The 16,406-nt window shown below is 65.1% G+C and carries 15 protein-coding genes; 5 read left to right on the forward strand and 10 right to left on the reverse strand.

Annotation, left to right across the window (positions count from 1 at the left end; genetic code table 11):
* Window positions 1–9 precede the first annotated feature (9 nt).
* From ACNR9O_RS14890 to ACNR9O_RS14925, 8 genes are read right to left on the reverse strand one after another with little or no spacing between them, the layout of a single operon-like run.
* A complete protein-coding gene (locus ACNR9O_RS14890) occupies window positions 10–1,020 on the reverse strand; it encodes a TPM domain-containing protein (RefSeq protein ID WP_473687483.1) in 1,011 nt (336 codons plus the stop codon).
* Window positions 1,021–1,039: 19 nt separating this feature from the next.
* Window positions 1,040–2,038 (reverse strand): TPM domain-containing protein, encoded by a 999-nt coding sequence (locus tag ACNR9O_RS14895; RefSeq protein ID WP_473687481.1) that lies wholly within the window; start codon window positions 2,036–2,038, stop codon window positions 1,040–1,042.
* Between the two features lie 51 nt (window positions 2,039–2,089).
* Entirely contained in the window at window positions 2,090–3,334 is a 1,245-nt protein-coding gene (locus ACNR9O_RS14900; protein ID WP_473687479.1) for a cysteine desulfurase, read from the reverse strand.
* Between the two features lie 25 nt (window positions 3,335–3,359).
* Complete coding sequence (gene sufD, locus ACNR9O_RS14905; protein ID WP_473687477.1) at window positions 3,360–4,679, reverse strand: Fe-S cluster assembly protein SufD; 1,320 nt, start codon at window positions 4,677–4,679, stop codon at window positions 3,360–3,362.
* Window positions 4,676–5,446 carry a Fe-S cluster assembly ATPase SufC gene (sufC, locus tag ACNR9O_RS14910; protein ID WP_473700650.1) on the reverse strand — a complete coding sequence of 257 codons (771 nt, stop codon included), beginning with the start codon at window positions 5,444–5,446 and terminating at the stop codon, window positions 4,676–4,678. Before sufC ends, sufD begins: the two co-directional genes overlap by 4 nt.
* Before the next feature lie 2 nt (window positions 5,447–5,448).
* A complete protein-coding gene (locus ACNR9O_RS14915; protein ID WP_473687473.1) occupies window positions 5,449–5,901 on the reverse strand; it encodes a lysozyme inhibitor LprI family protein in 453 nt (150 codons plus the stop codon).
* Complete coding sequence (gene sufB / locus ACNR9O_RS14920; protein ID WP_473687471.1) at window positions 5,898–7,385, reverse strand: Fe-S cluster assembly protein SufB; 1,488 nt, start codon at window positions 7,383–7,385, stop codon at window positions 5,898–5,900. The genes ACNR9O_RS14915 and sufB overlap by 4 nt, the downstream gene beginning before the upstream one ends.
* Window positions 7,382–7,843: an SUF system Fe-S cluster assembly regulator gene (locus ACNR9O_RS14925; RefSeq protein ID WP_473687469.1), complete on the reverse strand. Its 462-nt coding sequence runs from the start codon at window positions 7,841–7,843 to the stop codon at window positions 7,382–7,384. The genes sufB and ACNR9O_RS14925 overlap by 4 nt, the downstream gene beginning before the upstream one ends.
* 246 nt (window positions 7,844–8,089) lie before the next feature.
* Between ACNR9O_RS14925 and ACNR9O_RS14930 the strand changes: the two genes are divergently transcribed.
* The 5 genes from ACNR9O_RS14930 (at window position 8,090) to ACNR9O_RS14950 (ending at window position 12,797) form a co-directional block, all read left to right on the forward strand.
* Window positions 8,090–8,428 (forward strand): P-II family nitrogen regulator, encoded by a 339-nt coding sequence (locus tag ACNR9O_RS14930; protein ID WP_473687467.1) that lies wholly within the window; start codon window positions 8,090–8,092, stop codon window positions 8,426–8,428.
* A complete protein-coding gene (locus tag ACNR9O_RS14935; RefSeq protein ID WP_473687465.1) occupies window positions 8,418–9,755 on the forward strand; it encodes an ammonium transporter in 1,338 nt (445 codons plus the stop codon). The genes ACNR9O_RS14930 and ACNR9O_RS14935 overlap by 11 nt, the downstream gene beginning before the upstream one ends.
* Window positions 9,756–9,855: 100 nt before the next feature.
* A complete protein-coding gene (locus ACNR9O_RS14940) occupies window positions 9,856–10,860 on the forward strand; it encodes an aminoglycoside phosphotransferase family protein (protein WP_473687463.1) in 1,005 nt (334 codons plus the stop codon).
* Window positions 10,857–11,525: an N-acetylmuramate alpha-1-phosphate uridylyltransferase MurU gene (gene murU / locus ACNR9O_RS14945; protein WP_473687461.1), complete on the forward strand. Its 669-nt coding sequence runs from the start codon at window positions 10,857–10,859 to the stop codon at window positions 11,523–11,525. The genes ACNR9O_RS14940 and murU overlap by 4 nt, the downstream gene beginning before the upstream one ends.
* Window positions 11,526–11,678: 153 nt before the next feature.
* The gene (locus ACNR9O_RS14950; RefSeq protein WP_473687459.1) at window positions 11,679–12,797 is read left to right on the forward strand and encodes a sterol desaturase family protein; all 1,119 of its coding nucleotides are present in this window, start codon (window positions 11,679–11,681) and stop codon (window positions 12,795–12,797) included.
* A 45-nt stretch (window positions 12,798–12,842) separates the two neighbouring features.
* Here the strand turns inward: ACNR9O_RS14950 and ACNR9O_RS14955 are convergent, their stop codons facing one another.
* The gene (locus ACNR9O_RS14955) at window positions 12,843–13,208 is read right to left on the reverse strand and encodes a hypothetical protein (RefSeq protein WP_473687457.1); all 366 of its coding nucleotides are present in this window, start codon (window positions 13,206–13,208) and stop codon (window positions 12,843–12,845) included.
* 110 nt (window positions 13,209–13,318) lie between these two features.
* On the reverse strand, window positions 13,319–16,360 hold the full coding sequence (locus tag ACNR9O_RS14960; RefSeq protein ID WP_473687455.1) for an outer membrane beta-barrel protein: 3,042 nt from the start codon (window positions 16,358–16,360) through the stop codon (window positions 13,319–13,321).
* Window positions 16,361–16,406: the final 46 nt, after the last annotated feature.

Here is a 16,406-nt window from a genome sequence, read left to right on the forward strand (position 1 = left end):
CTTTGGACCTCACCAGCGGTCGGAAGAACCACCGCCGCCGGAGTCTCCGCCGCCGCCTGAAAAACCCGAACCGGACGAACCCGAACCGCCGCCCCCGCCGCCTCGGAAAAGCAAGCCGACAAGAAACCCCAAGACCCCGGTGCCACCGGACGATCCACTTCCGCCGCGCCGCTTTCCACCCTTTTCGCCAAAGCCCCGCCACAGCCATACATCTACGAAGCGCGGCGGCCAACGACCGAACCGGCCCATGGTCCGCTGCTGTTCCTTGGGCGTGTGGCGCAGCATCAGGCGATAGCGAAGGACGTACACGCCAACCAGCTGTCCCAGCAAACTGACCAGCCCCGCCGGCCACCCCCAGATCGCCAGCGCGAAGGCGGATGGAATCAAGAGAAAACCCAAGGCCAGGACGCCGCCTGTCGCCACGGCGCACCAGAAGAACAGCGCCACGAGCAGCAGCGCCGACAAGTAACCCACCCAGGTGAAGAACACATCGCGCAGAGACATCTTTTCCGGCAGCGGTATCTCCGGTCGCGCCAGCTCCTGTCCGGCCAGCACGCCCAGCACCGCATCCACGCCGGCCTCCATGCCGCTGGCGTAGTCGCCCTTGGCGAAGTGCGGATGCATGGTGTCGCGCAAGATGCGCGAGGTGTCCAGGTCGGTCAGCGTGCCTTCCAGGCCGTAGCCGACTTCGATGCGCGCGCTGCGCTCCTTCACCGCCAGCACGATCAGCACGCCGTCGTCGATGCCTTTGCGGCCGAGCTTCCAGGTGTGGAAGACCTGGTTGGCGTAGCTCTCGATGTCGCGGCCACCGAGATCCGGCACCGTCAGCACCACGACCTGGTTGCCGGTCGCGCCTTCCTGCGCAGCGAGTTTCGCGTCGAGCGAGCCGGCTTCCGCACCGAGCACGCCTGCGAAGTCATTCACGCGGCCTTTCAAAGGCGGCACGCCGGCCTCATCGGCGAGAGCCGGCCATCCGATCGCCACGCACAGCAGCAACAGGCAACGCATCCATCGCTTCATGGGTATCGTCCTTCGTGTCTCACCAGCTGTCCGAAGAGCCGCCGCCGCCCGAATCGCCGCCACCACCGGAAAAGGCATCGGAAGACGAATCGGACGAAGAGAAAGGCGATCCGCTGCTGCTTTCCCAGAATGTCACGCCACCATCCGTTCCTCGCACGACGCGACGGCCTTCTCCGCTGCCAGGCCAGCGCCAGACGTCCATGAAACGCGGCGGCCATGTCTTCACCGTCGAGTTGGCCGGCCGCCGCCCACCTTTCGTGCGGCGCAGGAACTCTTTGCGCATCCAGCGCCGGCGCAGGCCGAAGATGCCCGCCAGAAGCGCCAGTACGATCGCCAGCGCCGCCGGCCATGGCGCCAGTGCGAAGGTGAAGATCTGGCACACCAGCGGCAGACACAGGATCTTCCAGCCGCCGACGGCCGCCGCCAGCAGGCCGAACAGCGCGCTCACCACGAGCGGAAGGATGAAAGCCCACCACGGCGCCCAGGCGTCGTCATGAGCGGCCGGCATTCCCATGGGCTCCTGCCCGGCAAGCGCGGCGATGACCGCATCGACGCCGGCTTCGACGCCGCCGGCGTAGTCGCCCGCGGCGAAATGCGGATGCATGGTGTCGCGCAGGATGCGCGAGCTGGCAAGGTCGGTCAGCGTGCCTTCCAAACCGTAGCCCACTTCGATGCGCGCCCGCCGATCCTTCACCGCCAGCACGATCAGCACGCCGTCGTCGACGCCTTGGCGGCCGAGTTTCCAGGCGTGCAGTGTCCGGTTCGCGTAGCTTTCGATATCGCGCCCGCCGAGGTCGGCCACCGTCAGCACCACGATTTGGTTGCCTGTCGCGCGTTCCTGGGCCGCCAGTTTCGCTTCGAGCGCGCCGGCGTTCGCGCCCAGCACACCGGCGTAGTCGTTCACGCGCCCCTGCAATGCCGGGATATCGGCACTCTCGTCGGCGTGCGCCGGCCAGCCGGGCACGGAGCACAGCAGCACCAGCCAGAACATCCCTATCAGCCGCATCGTCCCTTGCATCGTTCGCTTCCTGCGCTCCCGTCGATCGTCCGTATCGCGCCCCGGCGTGGTTCACATCAGCAGCGAGCGCACCTTCAGCAGCGCGGTGATGAAGGCATCGACCTCCTCGCGCGTGTTGTAGAACGCCAGCGACGCGCGCAGCGTGGCCGGCACGCCGTAGAACTGCATCAGCGGATGCGCGCAATGATGGCCGGAACGCACCGCCACGCCTTGCAGGTCCAGCAGCGTGGCCAGGTCGGTCGCCTGCGCGCCTTCGACCAGGAAGGAGATCACCGGTTCTTTCTCCCTCGCTTCGCCGAAGATGCGCAGCCCGGGGACCTCACGCAGGCGCTCGGTGGCGTAGGCGAGCAACTGCTGCTCCCACGCGTGGATAGCCTCGAAGCCGACCGATTCGTAGTAGTCGATCGCCGCCGTCACGCCTGCGAAGCCGGCGATGTTCGGCGTGCCCGCCTCGAAGCGGTGCGGCGGGTCGGCAAAGGTAGTGCCGCTGAAGCGCACCTCGCGAATCATCTCGCCGCCGCCGAAGAACGGCGGCATCGCCTGCAGCAGCTCCTTGCGCGCCCATAGCGCGCCGGTGCCGGTCGGCGCCAGCATCTTGTGGCCGGTGATGGCATAGAAATCGCAGCCCAGCGCCTGCACGTCCACCGGACGATGCGGCACCGCCTGCGAACCGTCCACCAGCAGCGGAATGCCGCGCTTGCGGCATTCGCGCGCTAGCTCGCGCACCGGGTTGACCGTGCCGAGCACATTGGACACATGCCCCACGCAGGCCAGCTTCACCTCCGGGGTGAGCAGCTTGATGAATTCCTCGACGATCAGCTCGCCGCGCTCGTCGATCGGCGCCGGCTTCACCGTGGCTCCGGCGCGGCCGGCCACGATCTGCCACGGCACGATATTGGCGTGATGCTCCATCACGGTGGTGACGATCGCATCGCCAGGCTTCAGCTGCGGCAGCGCGTAGCTGTAAGCGACCAGGTTGATCGCCTGAGTGGTGCCGGAGGTCAGCACGATCTCATTGCGCGATCCGGCGTTGATGAATCGCGCCAGCCGGTCGCGCGCGCCCTCGTACGCCGCGGTCGCCTCTTCGCCCAGCTGGTGCACGGCGCGCGACACGTTGGCGTTGTGCCGGCGGTAGTGCTCGTCCACCGCCTCGATCACGCTCTGCGGCTTCTGGCTGGTGTTGGCGTTGTCGAAATACACCAGCGGCTTGCCGTGCACGCTGCGCGACAGCAGGGGGAAATCGGCGCGGATGCGCTGCACGTCGAAGGCGGTGGGAAGCTGGGCTTGAGCATTCATCGGCAGTATTCCGTGGGCGTAGGCGTCATTCAGCCGGCAGGTGCGCGAGCAGCAGATGGGAGAGATGGTCGCGCAGCGCGTCGTTCGGCAGGTCCTGCAACACGGCGCGGCAGAACGCCGCCGTGAGCATCGCGCGCGCTTCCGCCTGCGGGATGCCGCGCGAGCGCAGGTAGAACAGCGCGCGCTCGTCCAGCTGGCCGACCGTGGCACCGTGCGCCGCCTTCACTTCGTCGGCGTAGATCTCCAGCTCCGGCTTGGTGTCGATCTCGGCCTGCGCTGACAGCAGCAGGTTCTTGCTGGAGAGCGACGCATCGGTACCGTCGGCGCCCTCGGCCACCACGATGGCACCGCGCAGCACGCCGCGCGAACGCTGATCGGCCACGCCGCGCCAGTTGGATTCGGATGCGGTACGCAGCGCCTGATGCCGTACCGACAGCTGCGTGTCCACGTGCTGGCGGCCGTGCAGGGCGAAGACGCCGCGCGAGTCGAAGCGGGCTTCGTCGCCCGTCAGCTCGGCATGCAGGTCGTGGCGCACCAGGGCGCCACCCAGTTCTGCCACATGCAGCGCGACGTGCGCGCGGGCGCCGAGCTGGAACTGGCTGCGCCGGACCAGCGTGGCGTCTTCGGCAGCATCCTGCATCACGACATGTTGCAGCGCCGCGCCGTCGCGCAGCACCACGTCGCTGAACACGGTGGAGAGATGACGATGCGCGCCGCTCGCCGCGTGATGCTCGATCAGGGTGAGACGCGCGCCCTCTTCCAGCACCACGACATTGCGCAGATGCCAGCCCAGGTCGCCGTCGGCCGGCGCGCCCACGAACAGCAGATGCACGGGCTGCGCGACCGCGGCGCCTGCCGCCACGCGCAGCACCACGCCGTCACCGGCCAGCGCAGCGTTGAGCCGCGCGAACGCATCGCCCGCTTCGCGGTAGCGATGCGACAACGCAAAGCGCAGACCCTCGGCATCCTCATGCAGTGCCTGCGACAGCGAACGCACGCTCAGGCCCGCCGGAATATCAGCCAGCAGCGACAGATCGGCGCGAAACACGCCGTTGACGAAGACCAGGCGCGGACCGTCGACGCCGGGCAGGGCCAGCATCGCCGGATCGACGGCGCGCTTCGTCGCTTCCGCATCGCCATGCGCGAACCGGCGCTGAGCCAGCGCGCGCAGTGCGGTGTACTTCCAGGCCTCCACCCGCGTGTCCGGCAGGCCGGCCTGCGCGAGCCCGTCGAGGTTCTCCCGCCGCGCCGCATCGAGCCAGGCCACGCCGCTGCCGGGCAGCCCCGCCAGGGCGTCGGCCGCCGGCAGCGATTCGACGAACGGCGAACGCACCGGCTGGCTCATGCCTGCGCTCCGGCCTGGACCGGGCTGCGCTCGTTCACCCAGGCGTAGCCGTGTTCTTCCAGCTTCAGCGCCAGCGTCTTGTCGCCACTCTCGACGATGCGGCCATCGGCCAGCACGTGCACGAAGTCCGGCTCGATGTAATGCAGCAGGCGCTGATAGTGGGTGATCATCAGGAACGAACGTTGCGGCGAGCGCAGCGCGTTAACGCCCTGGGCCACCTGCTTGAGCGCATCGATGTCCAGGCCCGAATCGGTCTCGTCCAGGATCGCCAGCTTCGGCTCCAGTACGGCCATCTGGAAGATCTCGTTGCGCTTCTTCTCGCCGCCGGAAAAGCCTTCGTTCACCGCGCGATGCAGCAGCTCGTCCGAGATCTGCATGATCTTGAGCTTCTCGCGCACCAGCTTGAGGAACTGCATGGAATCGAGTTCCGCCTCGCCGCGCTGCTTGCGCTGCGCATTGAGCGCCGCGCGCAGGAAGTAGGTGTTGTTAACGCCGGGGATTTCCACCGGATATTGCAGCGCGAGGAATACGCCGGCGGCGGCGCGCTCTTCCGGCTCCAGCGCGAGCAGGTCGCGGCCTTCGAAGATCACCGAGCCTTCGGTTACCTCGTAGCCGTCGCGCCCGGACAGCACATTGCCCAGGGTGGACTTGCCGGCGCCGTTGGGCCCCATGATGGCGTGCACCTCGCCGGGATTCACGGTGAGCGTGAGGCCCTTGAGGATGGGCTTGCCCTCGACGCGGGCGTGCAGGTTCTCGATCTTGAGCATGGTCACTTCGATTTCAGTTCCGTGGAATTTTTTACCGACCCGGCGCAGACGTCGCCCTCGTCCGACCCATCGAGCCAGGCTTTTAGCTGCTCGGTGCGCTGCCGGGTCAAGGTAGCCTTGGCCTCGCCCACGCACATCGGATAGGCCGACCCGTACTGCGCGCGCGGGTCGTCGTTCTTGCCCACCGGATAAGTGGCTTCCAGTTCCGCGTCGCGGAACTGGATCCACAATTTCTGCGAAGCCTTCAGCTTCTCCAGGAACACCGGCTGGTCCTTGTACCTCGTCTGTATGGCCTTCCAAACCCGGTTGAGTTCCGCATCGGCCTTGGCGAAATCGTCGCCGGCGCAGGCATTCAGCTCCCGCTGCGAGCCGGTCGGATTGCAGTCCTCCTGACCGCCGGCCAGCGCGGCAAACGGCATCGCCAGCAAGGCGGCGAACAGTGCTGCGCGTTTCATCCGACGGCCCCTTCCAGCGAGACCTCGAGCAGTTTCTTCGCTTCCACCGCGAACTCCATCGGCAGTTCGCGGAAGACCTGCTTGCAGAAGCCGTCGACGATCATCGATACGGCGTCTTCCTCGCCGATGCCGCGGCTGCGGCAGTAGAACAGCTGGTCGTCGGAGATCTTCGAGGTGGTCGCCTCGTGCTCGACGATCGCGCTGGGGTTCTTCACTTCCATATACGGGAAGGTGTGCGCGCCGCAGCGCTTGCCGATCAGCAGCGAATCGCACTGGGTGTAATTGCGCGCGCCTTCGGCGCCCTTCTCCACCTTCACCAGGCCGCGATAGGCATTGGAGCTGCGGCCGGCGCTGATGCCCTTGGAGACGATCTTCGACTTGGTGTGCTTGCCGATGTGGATCATCTTGGTGCCGGTGTCGGCCTGCTGCCGATGGTGGGTCAGCGCCACCGAGTAGAACTCGCCCACCGAGCGGTCGCCGCGCAGCACGCAGCTGGGGTATTTCCAGGTGATGGCCGAGCCGGTCTCCACCTGCGTCCAGGAAATCTTGGAATCGTCGCCGCGGCAATCGCCGCGCTTGGTCACGAAGTTGTAGATGCCGCCGACGCCGTTCTCGTCGCCAGGGTACCAGTTCTGCACGGTGGAGTACTTGATCTGCGCGCGCTCCAGCGCGACCAGCTCCACTACCGCGGCATGCAGCTGGTTCTCGTCGCGCATCGGCGCGGTGCAACCTTCGAGATAGGAGACGTAGGCGTCGTCCTCGCACACGATCAGGGTGCGCTCGAACTGGCCGGTGTTCATCGCGTTGATGCGGAAGTACGTGGACAGCTCCATCGGGCAGCGCACGCCCTTGGGCACGAACACGAACGAACCGTCGGAGAATACCGCCGAGTTGAGTGCGGCGAAGTAATTGTCGCCCGTGGGCACCACGCTGCCGAGGTACTTCTGTACCAGGTCGCCGTGCTCGCGGATCGCTTCGCTCATCGAGCAGAAGATCACGCCGGCGGCGGCCAGCTCCTTGCGGAAGGTGGTGCCGACGGAGACCGAATCGAACACCGCATCCACCGCCACACCGGCCAGCTTGGCGCGCTCGTGCAACGGCACGCCGAGCTTGTCGTAGGTTTCCAGCAGCTTCGGATCGACCTCGTCCAGCGATTTGGGGCCGGCCTTGGGCGCGGCGTAGTAGCTGATCGCCTGGTAGTCGATCGGCGTGAGGTTCAACTTGGCCCAGTCCGGCGTCGGCATGGTCAGCCAGTGGCGATAAGCCTTCAGGCGCCACTCGGTCATCCACTCCGGCTCCTGCTTGATCGCGGAGAGCTGGCGGATGATGTCTTCGTTGAGGCCCGGCGGCAGGCTGGTGGTTTCGATGTCGGTGACGAAGCCGGCTTCGTAGCGGCGGCCGAGCGCCTCGGCCACCTGGGCGTTGTCGCGCAGCGCGGTGACGGTGCTCTCTTCGACGGCCGTGTTGCTGGGTTCGCTGGTCATGCGGTGGTCCTGCTTTTCAGGGTGCTGAGTGCGACGGTGGCGATCTGGGGCGGCACCGGCGGCTTGAGCATGTCGGCTAGGCTCACTGCGCGCAGCGCGTTGTCCACGACATGGCTCACCAGGCGCCAGCTGCCGCGCACGTTGCATTGCGATTCGCGTTCGCACTGCCCTTCGGCGACGCCGCACTCGGTCATGCCGATCGGTCCTTCCATCGCTTCGACGATCTGCGCCAGCGAGATGGCCTCGGCCGGGCGCGCCAGCCGGTAGCCGCCGTTGACGCCGCGGAACGATTCCACCAGCCCCGCGTGGCTGAGCGACTTCAGCAGCTTGCTGACGGTGGGCAGCTCCAGCCGCGCCTCGTCGGCGATCTGCGCGGTGCTGAGCACGTCGTGCGGATGGGCGGCGATGCAGGTCATCACCACCGTGGCGTAATCGGTGAGGCGGCTGACGCGGAGCATGGGGAATAGGAAGGAGACGAATCGGCTCGAATCGGGACCAAAATGGTACGGATTAAGCGGCATCGGGTCAATGCACGGTATTGCACCAAGAGTACGCAACAGCGCACCGCCTTAGCGCCAAACAAGCGCTAAGGCCACACCTGCCATGGGCTAACCCTATGAATCCGTGCGGATACGCGCGAGGCGCTCCGCTGGCACGCATCGTGCTGCACCGCCACATACAACCAGAACCCGGGGGAGCGCCGGATGAAGTGGATCACCGCCATCATCAAACCCTTCACGCTGGACGACGTGCGGCAAGCCCTGGCGGAAGCCGGCATCGCCGGCATGACCGTGACCGAAGTGAAGGGCTTCGGCCGCCAGCACGGCCATACCGAGCTCTACCGCGGTGCCGAGTATGTGGTGGATTTCCTGCCTAAATTGAAAGTGGAAGTCGCCGTCGCCGACGAGCAGCTGGACCATGCCATCGAAGCGATCAGCGGCGCGGCGCGCACCGGCAAGATCGGCGACGGCAAGATCTTCGTGAGCGAGCTGGAACAGGCTATTCGCATCCGCACGATGGAGGTCGACACCGATGCGCTCTAACCAGCGACTGATCCTGCGTTCCGCTTCCATCCTTCCGCTCATGGCACTCGCGCTGCCGGCCTGGGGCCAGGCAGCGGCGCCGACGCACATCGACAGCGGCGATACCGCGTGGATGCTCACCGCCACCGCGCTGGTGCTGCTGATGACGATCCCGGGGCTGGCGCTGTTCTATGGCGGCATGGTGCGCGCGAAGAACCTGCTGTCGGTGTTGATGCAGTGTTTCGCCATCACCGCGATGGTGACGGTGCTGTGGATCGTTTACGGCTATTCGCTGGCCTTCAGCAGCGAAGGCATGCAGGCGGGCGTTACGGGACTGCACTCGATCATCGGCGGACTGGATCGGGCGATGCTCGCGGGGCTGAAGCCAGACTCGCGTTACCAGACGGTGCCCGAGGCCGTGTTCGTGATGTTCCAGCTCACCTTCGCGATCATCACGCCGGCGCTGATCGTCGGCGCCTATGCCGAGCGCATGAAGTTTAGCGCGATGCTGTGGTTCAGCGGACTGTGGCTGACCTTCGTCTATCTGCCGGTGGCGCATATGGTGTGGAGCGGCCCTGGCTCGCTGCTTGGCGACCTGGGCGTGCTCGATTTCGCCGGTGGCACGGTGGTGCACATCAACGCGGGTATCGCCGGTCTCGTCGCGTGCCTGGTGATCGGCAAGCGCCGCGGCTACCCGCAGGTGCCGATGCCGCCGCACAACCTGGGCTACACGGTGATCGGCGCCAGCCTGCTGTGGCTGGGCTGGTTCGGCTTCAATGCCGGCTCCGCCGTCGCCGCCAACGGCAGCGCCGGCATGGCCATGCTGGTGACGCAGATCGCCACCGCCGCCGCTGCGCTGGGCTGGCTGGTGGCCGAGTGGATCACGCATGGCCGCCCGAGCGTACTGGGCATCGTGTCTGGCGCAGTCGCGGGGCTCGTCGCCGTTACGCCCGCGGCCGGTACCGCAGGTCCCGGCGGCTCGCTGGTCCTGGGCTTCGTCGCCGGCGTGGTGTGCTTCTTCAGCGCCACGCGCCTCAAGCACAAGCTCGGCTACGACGACTCGCTCGACGTGTTCGGCGTGCATGCGGTGGCCGGCATCCTCGGCGGCCTGCTCACCGGTCCGCTCGCCTCACCCACGCTGGGCGGGTTCGGCACGGTGACGTCGCTGTGGGGGCAGTTGTGGATCCAGGCCAAGGGCGTGGGCTTCACCATCGCGTGGAGCGCGCTGCTGAGCTTCGTGCTGCTGAAGCTGATCGATAAGACGCTGGGCCTGCGCGTGGACGACGAGCAGGAAATGATGGGCCTGGACATCGCACTGCACGAAGAGAAGGCCTACAACCTCTCCTGACCATCGATCGCCGCAACAGAGCCCGCGCGAAGCATCGCGCGGGCTTTTTCATGCCAGTGCGCCCCGCTAAGCTGCCCGCCAAGCCAAACGCCAGCACGCCATGACCGACCGCTCCGCCGCCCGCCTCGCCTGGGCCCGCTCCGTTCTCGACGACCCCACGCTCGCCCTGGAACCGGCGTCGTCCGACGCCAGCTTCCGCAGCTACTGGCGCACCCGTCACGGCGGTACCAGCTGGATCGTGATGGATTCGCCGCCGGCGCAGGAGGATCCGCGCCCCTGGCTGGCGATCGGCGAGCGCCTGGCCGCTGCGGGCCTGCACGTGCCGGCGGTACGCGCCAAGGATCTGGAGCAAGGCTTCCTGCTGATCGAGGATCTGGGCCAGCGGCTCTACCTGTCCGAGTTGAACGAACGGAATGCCGATGCGCTCTACGGCGATGCCATGGATGCGCTGCTGCGCATGCAGACGCGCATGGAATGGCGCGAGCTGCCGCTGTTCGACCGCGACGTGCTGGTGCGCGGCCTGGAAGTGATGCCGGAATGGTTTCTCACGCGCCATCTCGGCCACACGCCGACCTGCGATGAGTGGGACGTACTGGAAGCGACGTTCGGCCTGATCGTGAGCAACGCGCTGGAGCAGCCGCGCTGCTTCGTGCATCGCGACTATCACAGCCGCAACCTGCTGATCGTCGAACGCGACAATCCCGGCATCATCGATTTCCAGGGCGCGCTGGCCGGCCCCATCACTTATGACCTCGCCTCGCTGCTGCGCGACGCCTACATCGTGTGGCCGCGCGAACGCGTCGAAGCCTGGGTAGAGTCCTATCGCCGACGCCTGCTCGACTCGGGCGTGATCGATGCCGATGTGGACGCGGCGCGCTTCCTGCGCTGGTTCGACCTCACCGGCCTGCACCGGCACATACGCGTCCTCGGCCAGTTCTATCGGCTGTGGTATCGCGACGGCAAGCCGGGCTATCTCGCCGACGTGCCGACCGTATATCACTACGTGATCGCGGTGGCGCGCAGCTATCCGGAGCTGGCCGACTTCGCCGCCTTGCTGGAGCGCCATGCCGCCGGCCGCGACCTCACCCAGGTGGCCGCCGCATGAGGCACGCGCTGATCTTTGCCGCCGGACTGGGCGAGCGCATGCGCCCGCTCACCGACCACACGCCCAAGCCGCTGCTGCTGGCCGGCGGGAAGCCGCTGATCGTGTGGCATCTGGAAAAGCTCGCGGCGGCGGGCGTGCACTACGTCGTGATCAACACCTCGCACCTGGCCGAACAGTTTCCCGATGCCTTGGGCGATGGTTCGCGCTGGGGTCTGCGCATTCGCTACGCCTACGAAGGGCCGACGCCGCTGGAGACGGGCGGCGGCATGCTCAACGCGCTGCCACTGCTCGGCCCGGAACCGTTCATCGCAGTGAGCGCCGATATCTATAGCGACTACGACTACGCCATGCTGCCGCTGGAGCCCGCCGGCCTCGCCCACCTGGTCATGGTGCCCAATCCGGATTGGCATGCCGCCGGCGATTTCGTGCTCGCGCAAGATCAATTGCACGAGCACGGCGAGGGCGAACGGCTGACCTTCGGCAACATCGGCGTGTACCGACCGGAGTTCCTTCGCGGCCAGGCGCCAGGACGCTTCAAGCTGCTGCCGCTGTACCAGCAGGCCATGCGCGATGGCCAGCTGAGCGGCGAACGCTACGAAGGTTTCTGGCACAACCTCGGCAACCCGGCGCAGCTGGCCGAACTGGACGCGCAACTGCGTCGCTGAACCGGGCGCGCGCAACTTCCTGCCGGATGGAAGGCGCCGCCGCCCGGCGCTATCCTGTACCGACCGGTTCTGTAGAAGCCATGCGGTCTCCCGCCGCGCTTCGCGCCTCGCTTTCCACGTGCAGGATCGGCCGTTTTTTCCTGCAAGGTATCGATGATGGTCGCGTTCTGGTCCCACCTGGTCACTTGGTTTGCTGGCCATGGCGTCCTCCCCGTCCTGCAATTCCTGCATCTGGACGGACTGGCGGGCGACCCCAAGGACATCGCCGAAGCGCTGCTGGTCGCCACACTGCAGCTATGCATCATCGGCTTCATCTTCCGCCCGCTGGAAAGCCTGGTGCCGGCGGAAAAGTGGACCGACCGCAAGCTCACCCGCGTGGATTTCCAGTACACGCTGATGATGCTGATCGGCATCTTCCCGCTCTTCAGCTTCCTGATTCTCACGCCGATCGCCAACTACTTCGGCGGCCCCGATACCGGCCCCTCCGATGCGAGCGCCTCGCCGCTCGCGCTTACGCATTGGATCCCGTGGCTCAAGCAGCATCCGTGGCTGCTGTTCCTCTGCTATTACCTGGTCTACGACTGCGTCTATTACTGGATGCACCGCCTGCAGCACGCGCTGCCCTGGTGGTGGGCGCTGCACAGCATGCATCACAGCCAGCGCCAGATGAGCTGCTGGACCAACGACCGCGGCAGCCTGGTGGACGGCTTCCTGCAGTCGATGGTGCTGGCGACGGTGGGCATCGTGATCGGCGTGGAACCCGACCAGTTCGCTTGGCTGATGCTGATCGGCGAACTGGTGCAGAACTTCTCGCACGCCAACGTGCGCATCGGTTTCGGCCCGGTGTTCGGACGCATCTTCGTCGATCCGAAATTCCACCGCCTGCACCACATGCTGGTCGATCCCGAGCGACCGGGGCTGCACAACTGCAACTTCGGGCAGGTGCTGTCGGTGTGGGATGTACTGTTCAAGACATCGCTATATGGGATGGCACCGCGGCCGACGGGCGTGGGCGATCCGACCGTGGATGCCGACAACGATCATGGGCTGATCGGGCTGCATTGGGCGGCGCTGAAGCGGTTCTGGGGGGCGGTGCGGAGGCCGGCTGGATGGCGGCTGGGCGAGGTGGCGTTCGGGCCGGGGTATGAGCCGATTCCGGTGGAGCAGCTAGATCTGCATGACCTAGCCCATCACGTGCACCCGTTAACCCAACAGGAAAACGATCAAGTTAGCCCGGACAGTGCATCCACTGGAACGATGCCAGCGGCATAGAAAAATCGCCGGCGAAAGCCGGCGATTCTCAAATCGTCATATTGCTCAGTGAAGTCCAGGCAAGAGCGGATTCGCACCTTGCTCTGCCACAGGCCACGGACCCAACTGGGAACAAACAGGCCATCTTGAGCAGAAGGTTTGCCGAAGCTCTACAGGTAAACCGATATCGAAATCGACCTTTACAGAGCCGTCCGAACAGCTCCAATAAACGGTAACACTGTCTCGATTGGCGTCATCCGCCTGCCCCCAGTGCCGGTTATCCCCGCTGCAATAGAGCAGTGACTCTCCAATCACCTGCCCTTGCTCGTTGAAGTACGTACGCTGCGAAGACTTTGAACCCACGGCTCCAACATTGCTCGCCAAACCAAGCAACATGACCGGGGCTAGCGCAGTGGCGACGATCTTACGCATAAGGCTCTCCTCCATGGACGGAACTTACTGCTTTATTACCCCCTTTCAATACAAGACATGGATTGCGCCCGAAAACGCAACCCATGTCTCTTTTTGACTGCAGCAACCGCTTAGAAGTCGTAGCTGACCGAGAAGCGGGCGTAACGCGGCGTGGTCTGGTATAGAGCCGCACCGTAGGTGTTGGACACCGTGAAGCGATCATCCTCGTAGGTGGCATCGAGCACGGTCGGCTTGCGCTCGTTGAACACGTTGAAGACGTTGAAGTTGAACGCCAGCTTGTTGTCTGCGAAGGCAGGACGGTAGGTCACGCCAAGGTCGACGATCTTGGTCCACGGCAGGTGGCCCATGCTGCCGAGCGTGGCCGGCTGGCCTGCGCACCAGCGGTAGGCCGAGTAATAGCCACCGGCGGGGTCGGAGTTGTCAGCGCCGTAGTAGCCGAGACACGCCTTGGGTGCGCCCGACTGCACACGCAGCGCGCCGGACACCAGCCACTCCTTGGTGATCGCGTAGCTGCCGTAAGCCTTCAACTGGTGCGTGTGGTTGTTGGAAAGCTCGCCATTGCTGTTCTCCATCAGCGACGGGGCATCCCAGTCCTGCGTCTTGGAAACGTCCGTCTGACCGACCGTGGAGAGCACCTGGCCTTCCGTGTTGCCGTAGCTGCGCGAGAAGGTGTAGTCGATGCGACCCTGCCACTTACCGTCGAACGGGTGCTCCAGGAACATGTCCAGCGCGTAGTACTTGCGCTTCGCGCCCGTGGTGAAGCCCCAATCATGGGTGGACATGCTCACGCGCTCGTAGCCACTACCGTCCGTCTTGGCCAGGAGGAAGGTGTTGGTCTTGCCCGGGTTGAAGATCAGGCAGCTGTGCGGCAGCGAGATGGAGTCCGGGTTGATGCCTTGAGCGATCGCCTTGGCAACCAGCGGATCGGTATCGCACACGTCATCGATAGCTGACTGCAGCTTGCGCACGGTGACCTTGGCGCCATAGACCCAGTTCTGACCGAAGGTCTTGCTGAAGCCGAGGATCGCCTCGTCCTGGTACTGTGACTTCAGGTTGCTGGCTGTCACCGTCTTCGGATCAGGCGTCACGCCGTACTCGCCGTTGGTCGACACGGGGCCGGGCCCGAGCGGCGACAGGCCGGTCGGATAACCGTTGGCATCGATGCCAGTGTAGGTGAAGTACTCGTAGGTGAAGGTCGACGGCGAAGCGCCGCGGATCGCCACGCTATTGGGCAGCGCGAGGTAGTAGCGGCCTAGGTTGCCGAACACCTTGAACGAGGAGTCACCGAACACGTCCCAGCTGAAGCCCAGGCGCGGCGCCCACTGGTTCTTGTTCTTTACATATGCCTGGCCGGCAGCGTTGTAGTTGGTGAACTGGTCGTCACGCAGGCCAAGGCTCAGCAGCCACTTGTCGTTGATCTGCCAGCGGTCCTCGATGTACTGGGCCTTCTGGCTGACCGACATGCTGGTCGTGGTCTTGAAGATGTACTTGCTGACGTAATAGCCATTGCCACCGGGGGCACCGACACCCTGCTCCTCGAGAATCGGAGCATTGGGCTTGGAGGAATGACTATAGATCCACGCATAACCCGGACCGCTGACCTGCTGGCCTTCGTTGGTAGCGGCGTAATGCATGTTGTCGATACCAGCCGTCAGCGTGTGATCGCCCAGCTTGTATTCGAGGTCGAGGCGCAGACCGTGCGTCTTGTTCTTTGCGCTCGGATCCTTCACGTAAAAGATCGAGTTGCCGTTGCGGATCGGCGTACCGCCGGTGATCGCCGGATCCTGGTTGTTCGGGCCGCGCACATAGACGAGGCTCGGATCGAGCCCCGGCACGGTCGAGTAGTCGACAGCGCGGTTCTGGCCATAGGTAGCCGAGAAAGTCAGGTCATCGGTGATGTAGCTGGTGTACTTACCGATGTAGATATCCGAACCGGTCTTGGTCGACGTGTCATTGCCGAGGAAGGAAACGTCCTTACGGGTGTCGTAGTCGTAGACGTACTGCTTGCCGCTGTACTCGGTCTTGTTGGAAATGCCGGTCAACTCGAGGATGTTGCTCTCGTTGATGTTCCAGTCGAGCTTCACGTAGTACTTCGGCATCTTGTACGTGTAGTACGTATTGGCCGGCGTCGACGCGAGGATGGAAGAGGTGGACTTGCCTTCCTGCTTCTCGGCCTCGGCCGACACGAACATGAACAGCTTGTCCTTGATCAGCGGACCGCCGACATAGGCGCTGTAAGTGGTCGACCAGCTGGTGTTGTCCTTACGCGAGCGGTAAAGCGTACCGGGCAGCGACGAGTCGGTATAGGCATAACCGTCGGGCAGGGTCTTGTTCGGGAAATAGATGCTCTTCGGATCCTGCGCGAGGAAACGGGGCGACCACAGTACCTGGCCACCGAAGTGCCACTCATTGGTGCCGCGCTTGCCGACCTGGCTAAGCACGCCGCCGTCCGAACGACCGTACATGGCGCTATAGCCGCCGGTATAGATTTCCTGCTGGTCGATGGAACCGTAAGGCAGGCTGATGCCACCCAGGCTGCTCAGCGGGTCGGTCGTATTGTAGCCGTTGATGTAGTACGCGTTCTCGGTCACCGAGGAACCGCCGAACGACACTACCGACGAACCGGCCTTCTGGCCCGAGAAGTAGCCGCTGCCCTGCACCACACCCGGCGCAAGCAGCGCGATCGCTTCGGCGCTGCGGCCCAGCGGCAAGTGCTCGAGCTGCTGCGCGGTGATCACCGTACGCGAATCCACCGACGACACGTCGATGGCCGGCAGAGCGTTCGCCGTCACGGTCACGGACGACAGCGCCTGGGCATTAGCGGCGCTAGCGAACGACACTTCGGTACCCGCGTTCACGGTGATCGCGACGTTGTTGCGCGAGTCGACCGTCTGGCCATTCTTCTGCAGGACGACCGTGTAGGTGCCAAGCGGCAGGTTGCTGATGCGGTAACGACCCGAATTGTCGGCGACGGCCTGGCGGCTGACACCCGTCGAGCTGGTCGCCGTGACGGTCTCGCCAGCTTCCGCCTGGCCAAAGATCGTACCGGTGGTCGACTGGGCGAACACCGCACCGGTCATGCCCATCGCCAGGGCAGCCGCCAGCGCCGAACGACGCAGCAAATAACCGCGATTCAACGAACGAAAACTCATTTGGATCTCCCCGAAAAAGCCCGCGTGGGGTAGCGGGCAAAAATTA

The sequence above is a fragment of the Dyella sp. CR10 genome (assembly GCF_055814425.1).

What these genes read in the sequence shown, in the direction of transcription:
- sufB (WP_473687471.1), bottom strand. Translation starts at nt 7,385, where the DNA reads ATGACCAGCGAACCCAGCAACACGGCCGTCGAAGAGAGCACCGTCACC.
- ACNR9O_RS14890 (WP_473687483.1), bottom strand. Translation starts at nt 1,020, where the DNA reads ATGAAGCGATGGATGCGTTGCCTGTTGCTGCTGTGCGTGGCGATCGGA.
- ACNR9O_RS14935 (WP_473687465.1), top strand. Translation starts at nt 8,418, where the DNA reads ATGCGCTCTAACCAGCGACTGATCCTGCGTTCCGCTTCCATCCTTCCG.
- murU (WP_473687461.1), top strand. Translation starts at nt 10,857, where the DNA reads ATGAGGCACGCGCTGATCTTTGCCGCCGGACTGGGCGAGCGCATGCGC.
- sufD (WP_473687477.1), bottom strand. Translation starts at nt 4,679, where the DNA reads ATGAGCCAGCCGGTGCGTTCGCCGTTCGTCGAATCGCTGCCGGCGGCC.
- ACNR9O_RS14930 (WP_473687467.1), top strand. Translation starts at nt 8,090, where the DNA reads ATGAAGTGGATCACCGCCATCATCAAACCCTTCACGCTGGACGACGTG.
- ACNR9O_RS14960 (WP_473687455.1), bottom strand. Translation starts at nt 16,360, where the DNA reads ATGAGTTTTCGTTCGTTGAATCGCGGTTATTTGCTGCGTCGTTCGGCG.
- ACNR9O_RS14940 (WP_473687463.1), top strand. Translation starts at nt 9,856, where the DNA reads ATGACCGACCGCTCCGCCGCCCGCCTCGCCTGGGCCCGCTCCGTTCTC.
- ACNR9O_RS14955 (WP_473687457.1), bottom strand. Translation starts at nt 13,208, where the DNA reads ATGCGTAAGATCGTCGCCACTGCGCTAGCCCCGGTCATGTTGCTTGGT.
- ACNR9O_RS14915 (WP_473687473.1), bottom strand. Translation starts at nt 5,901, where the DNA reads ATGAAACGCGCAGCACTGTTCGCCGCCTTGCTGGCGATGCCGTTTGCC.
- sufC (WP_473700650.1), bottom strand. Translation starts at nt 5,446, where the DNA reads ATGCTCAAGATCGAGAACCTGCACGCCCGCGTCGAGGGCAAGCCCATC.
- ACNR9O_RS14950 (WP_473687459.1), top strand. Translation starts at nt 11,679, where the DNA reads ATGATGGTCGCGTTCTGGTCCCACCTGGTCACTTGGTTTGCTGGCCAT.
- ACNR9O_RS14925 (WP_473687469.1), bottom strand. Translation starts at nt 7,843, where the DNA reads ATGCTCCGCGTCAGCCGCCTCACCGATTACGCCACGGTGGTGATGACC.
- ACNR9O_RS14900 (WP_473687479.1), bottom strand. Translation starts at nt 3,334, where the DNA reads ATGAATGCTCAAGCCCAGCTTCCCACCGCCTTCGACGTGCAGCGCATC.
- ACNR9O_RS14895 (WP_473687481.1), bottom strand. Translation starts at nt 2,038, where the DNA reads ATGCAAGGGACGATGCGGCTGATAGGGATGTTCTGGCTGGTGCTGCTG.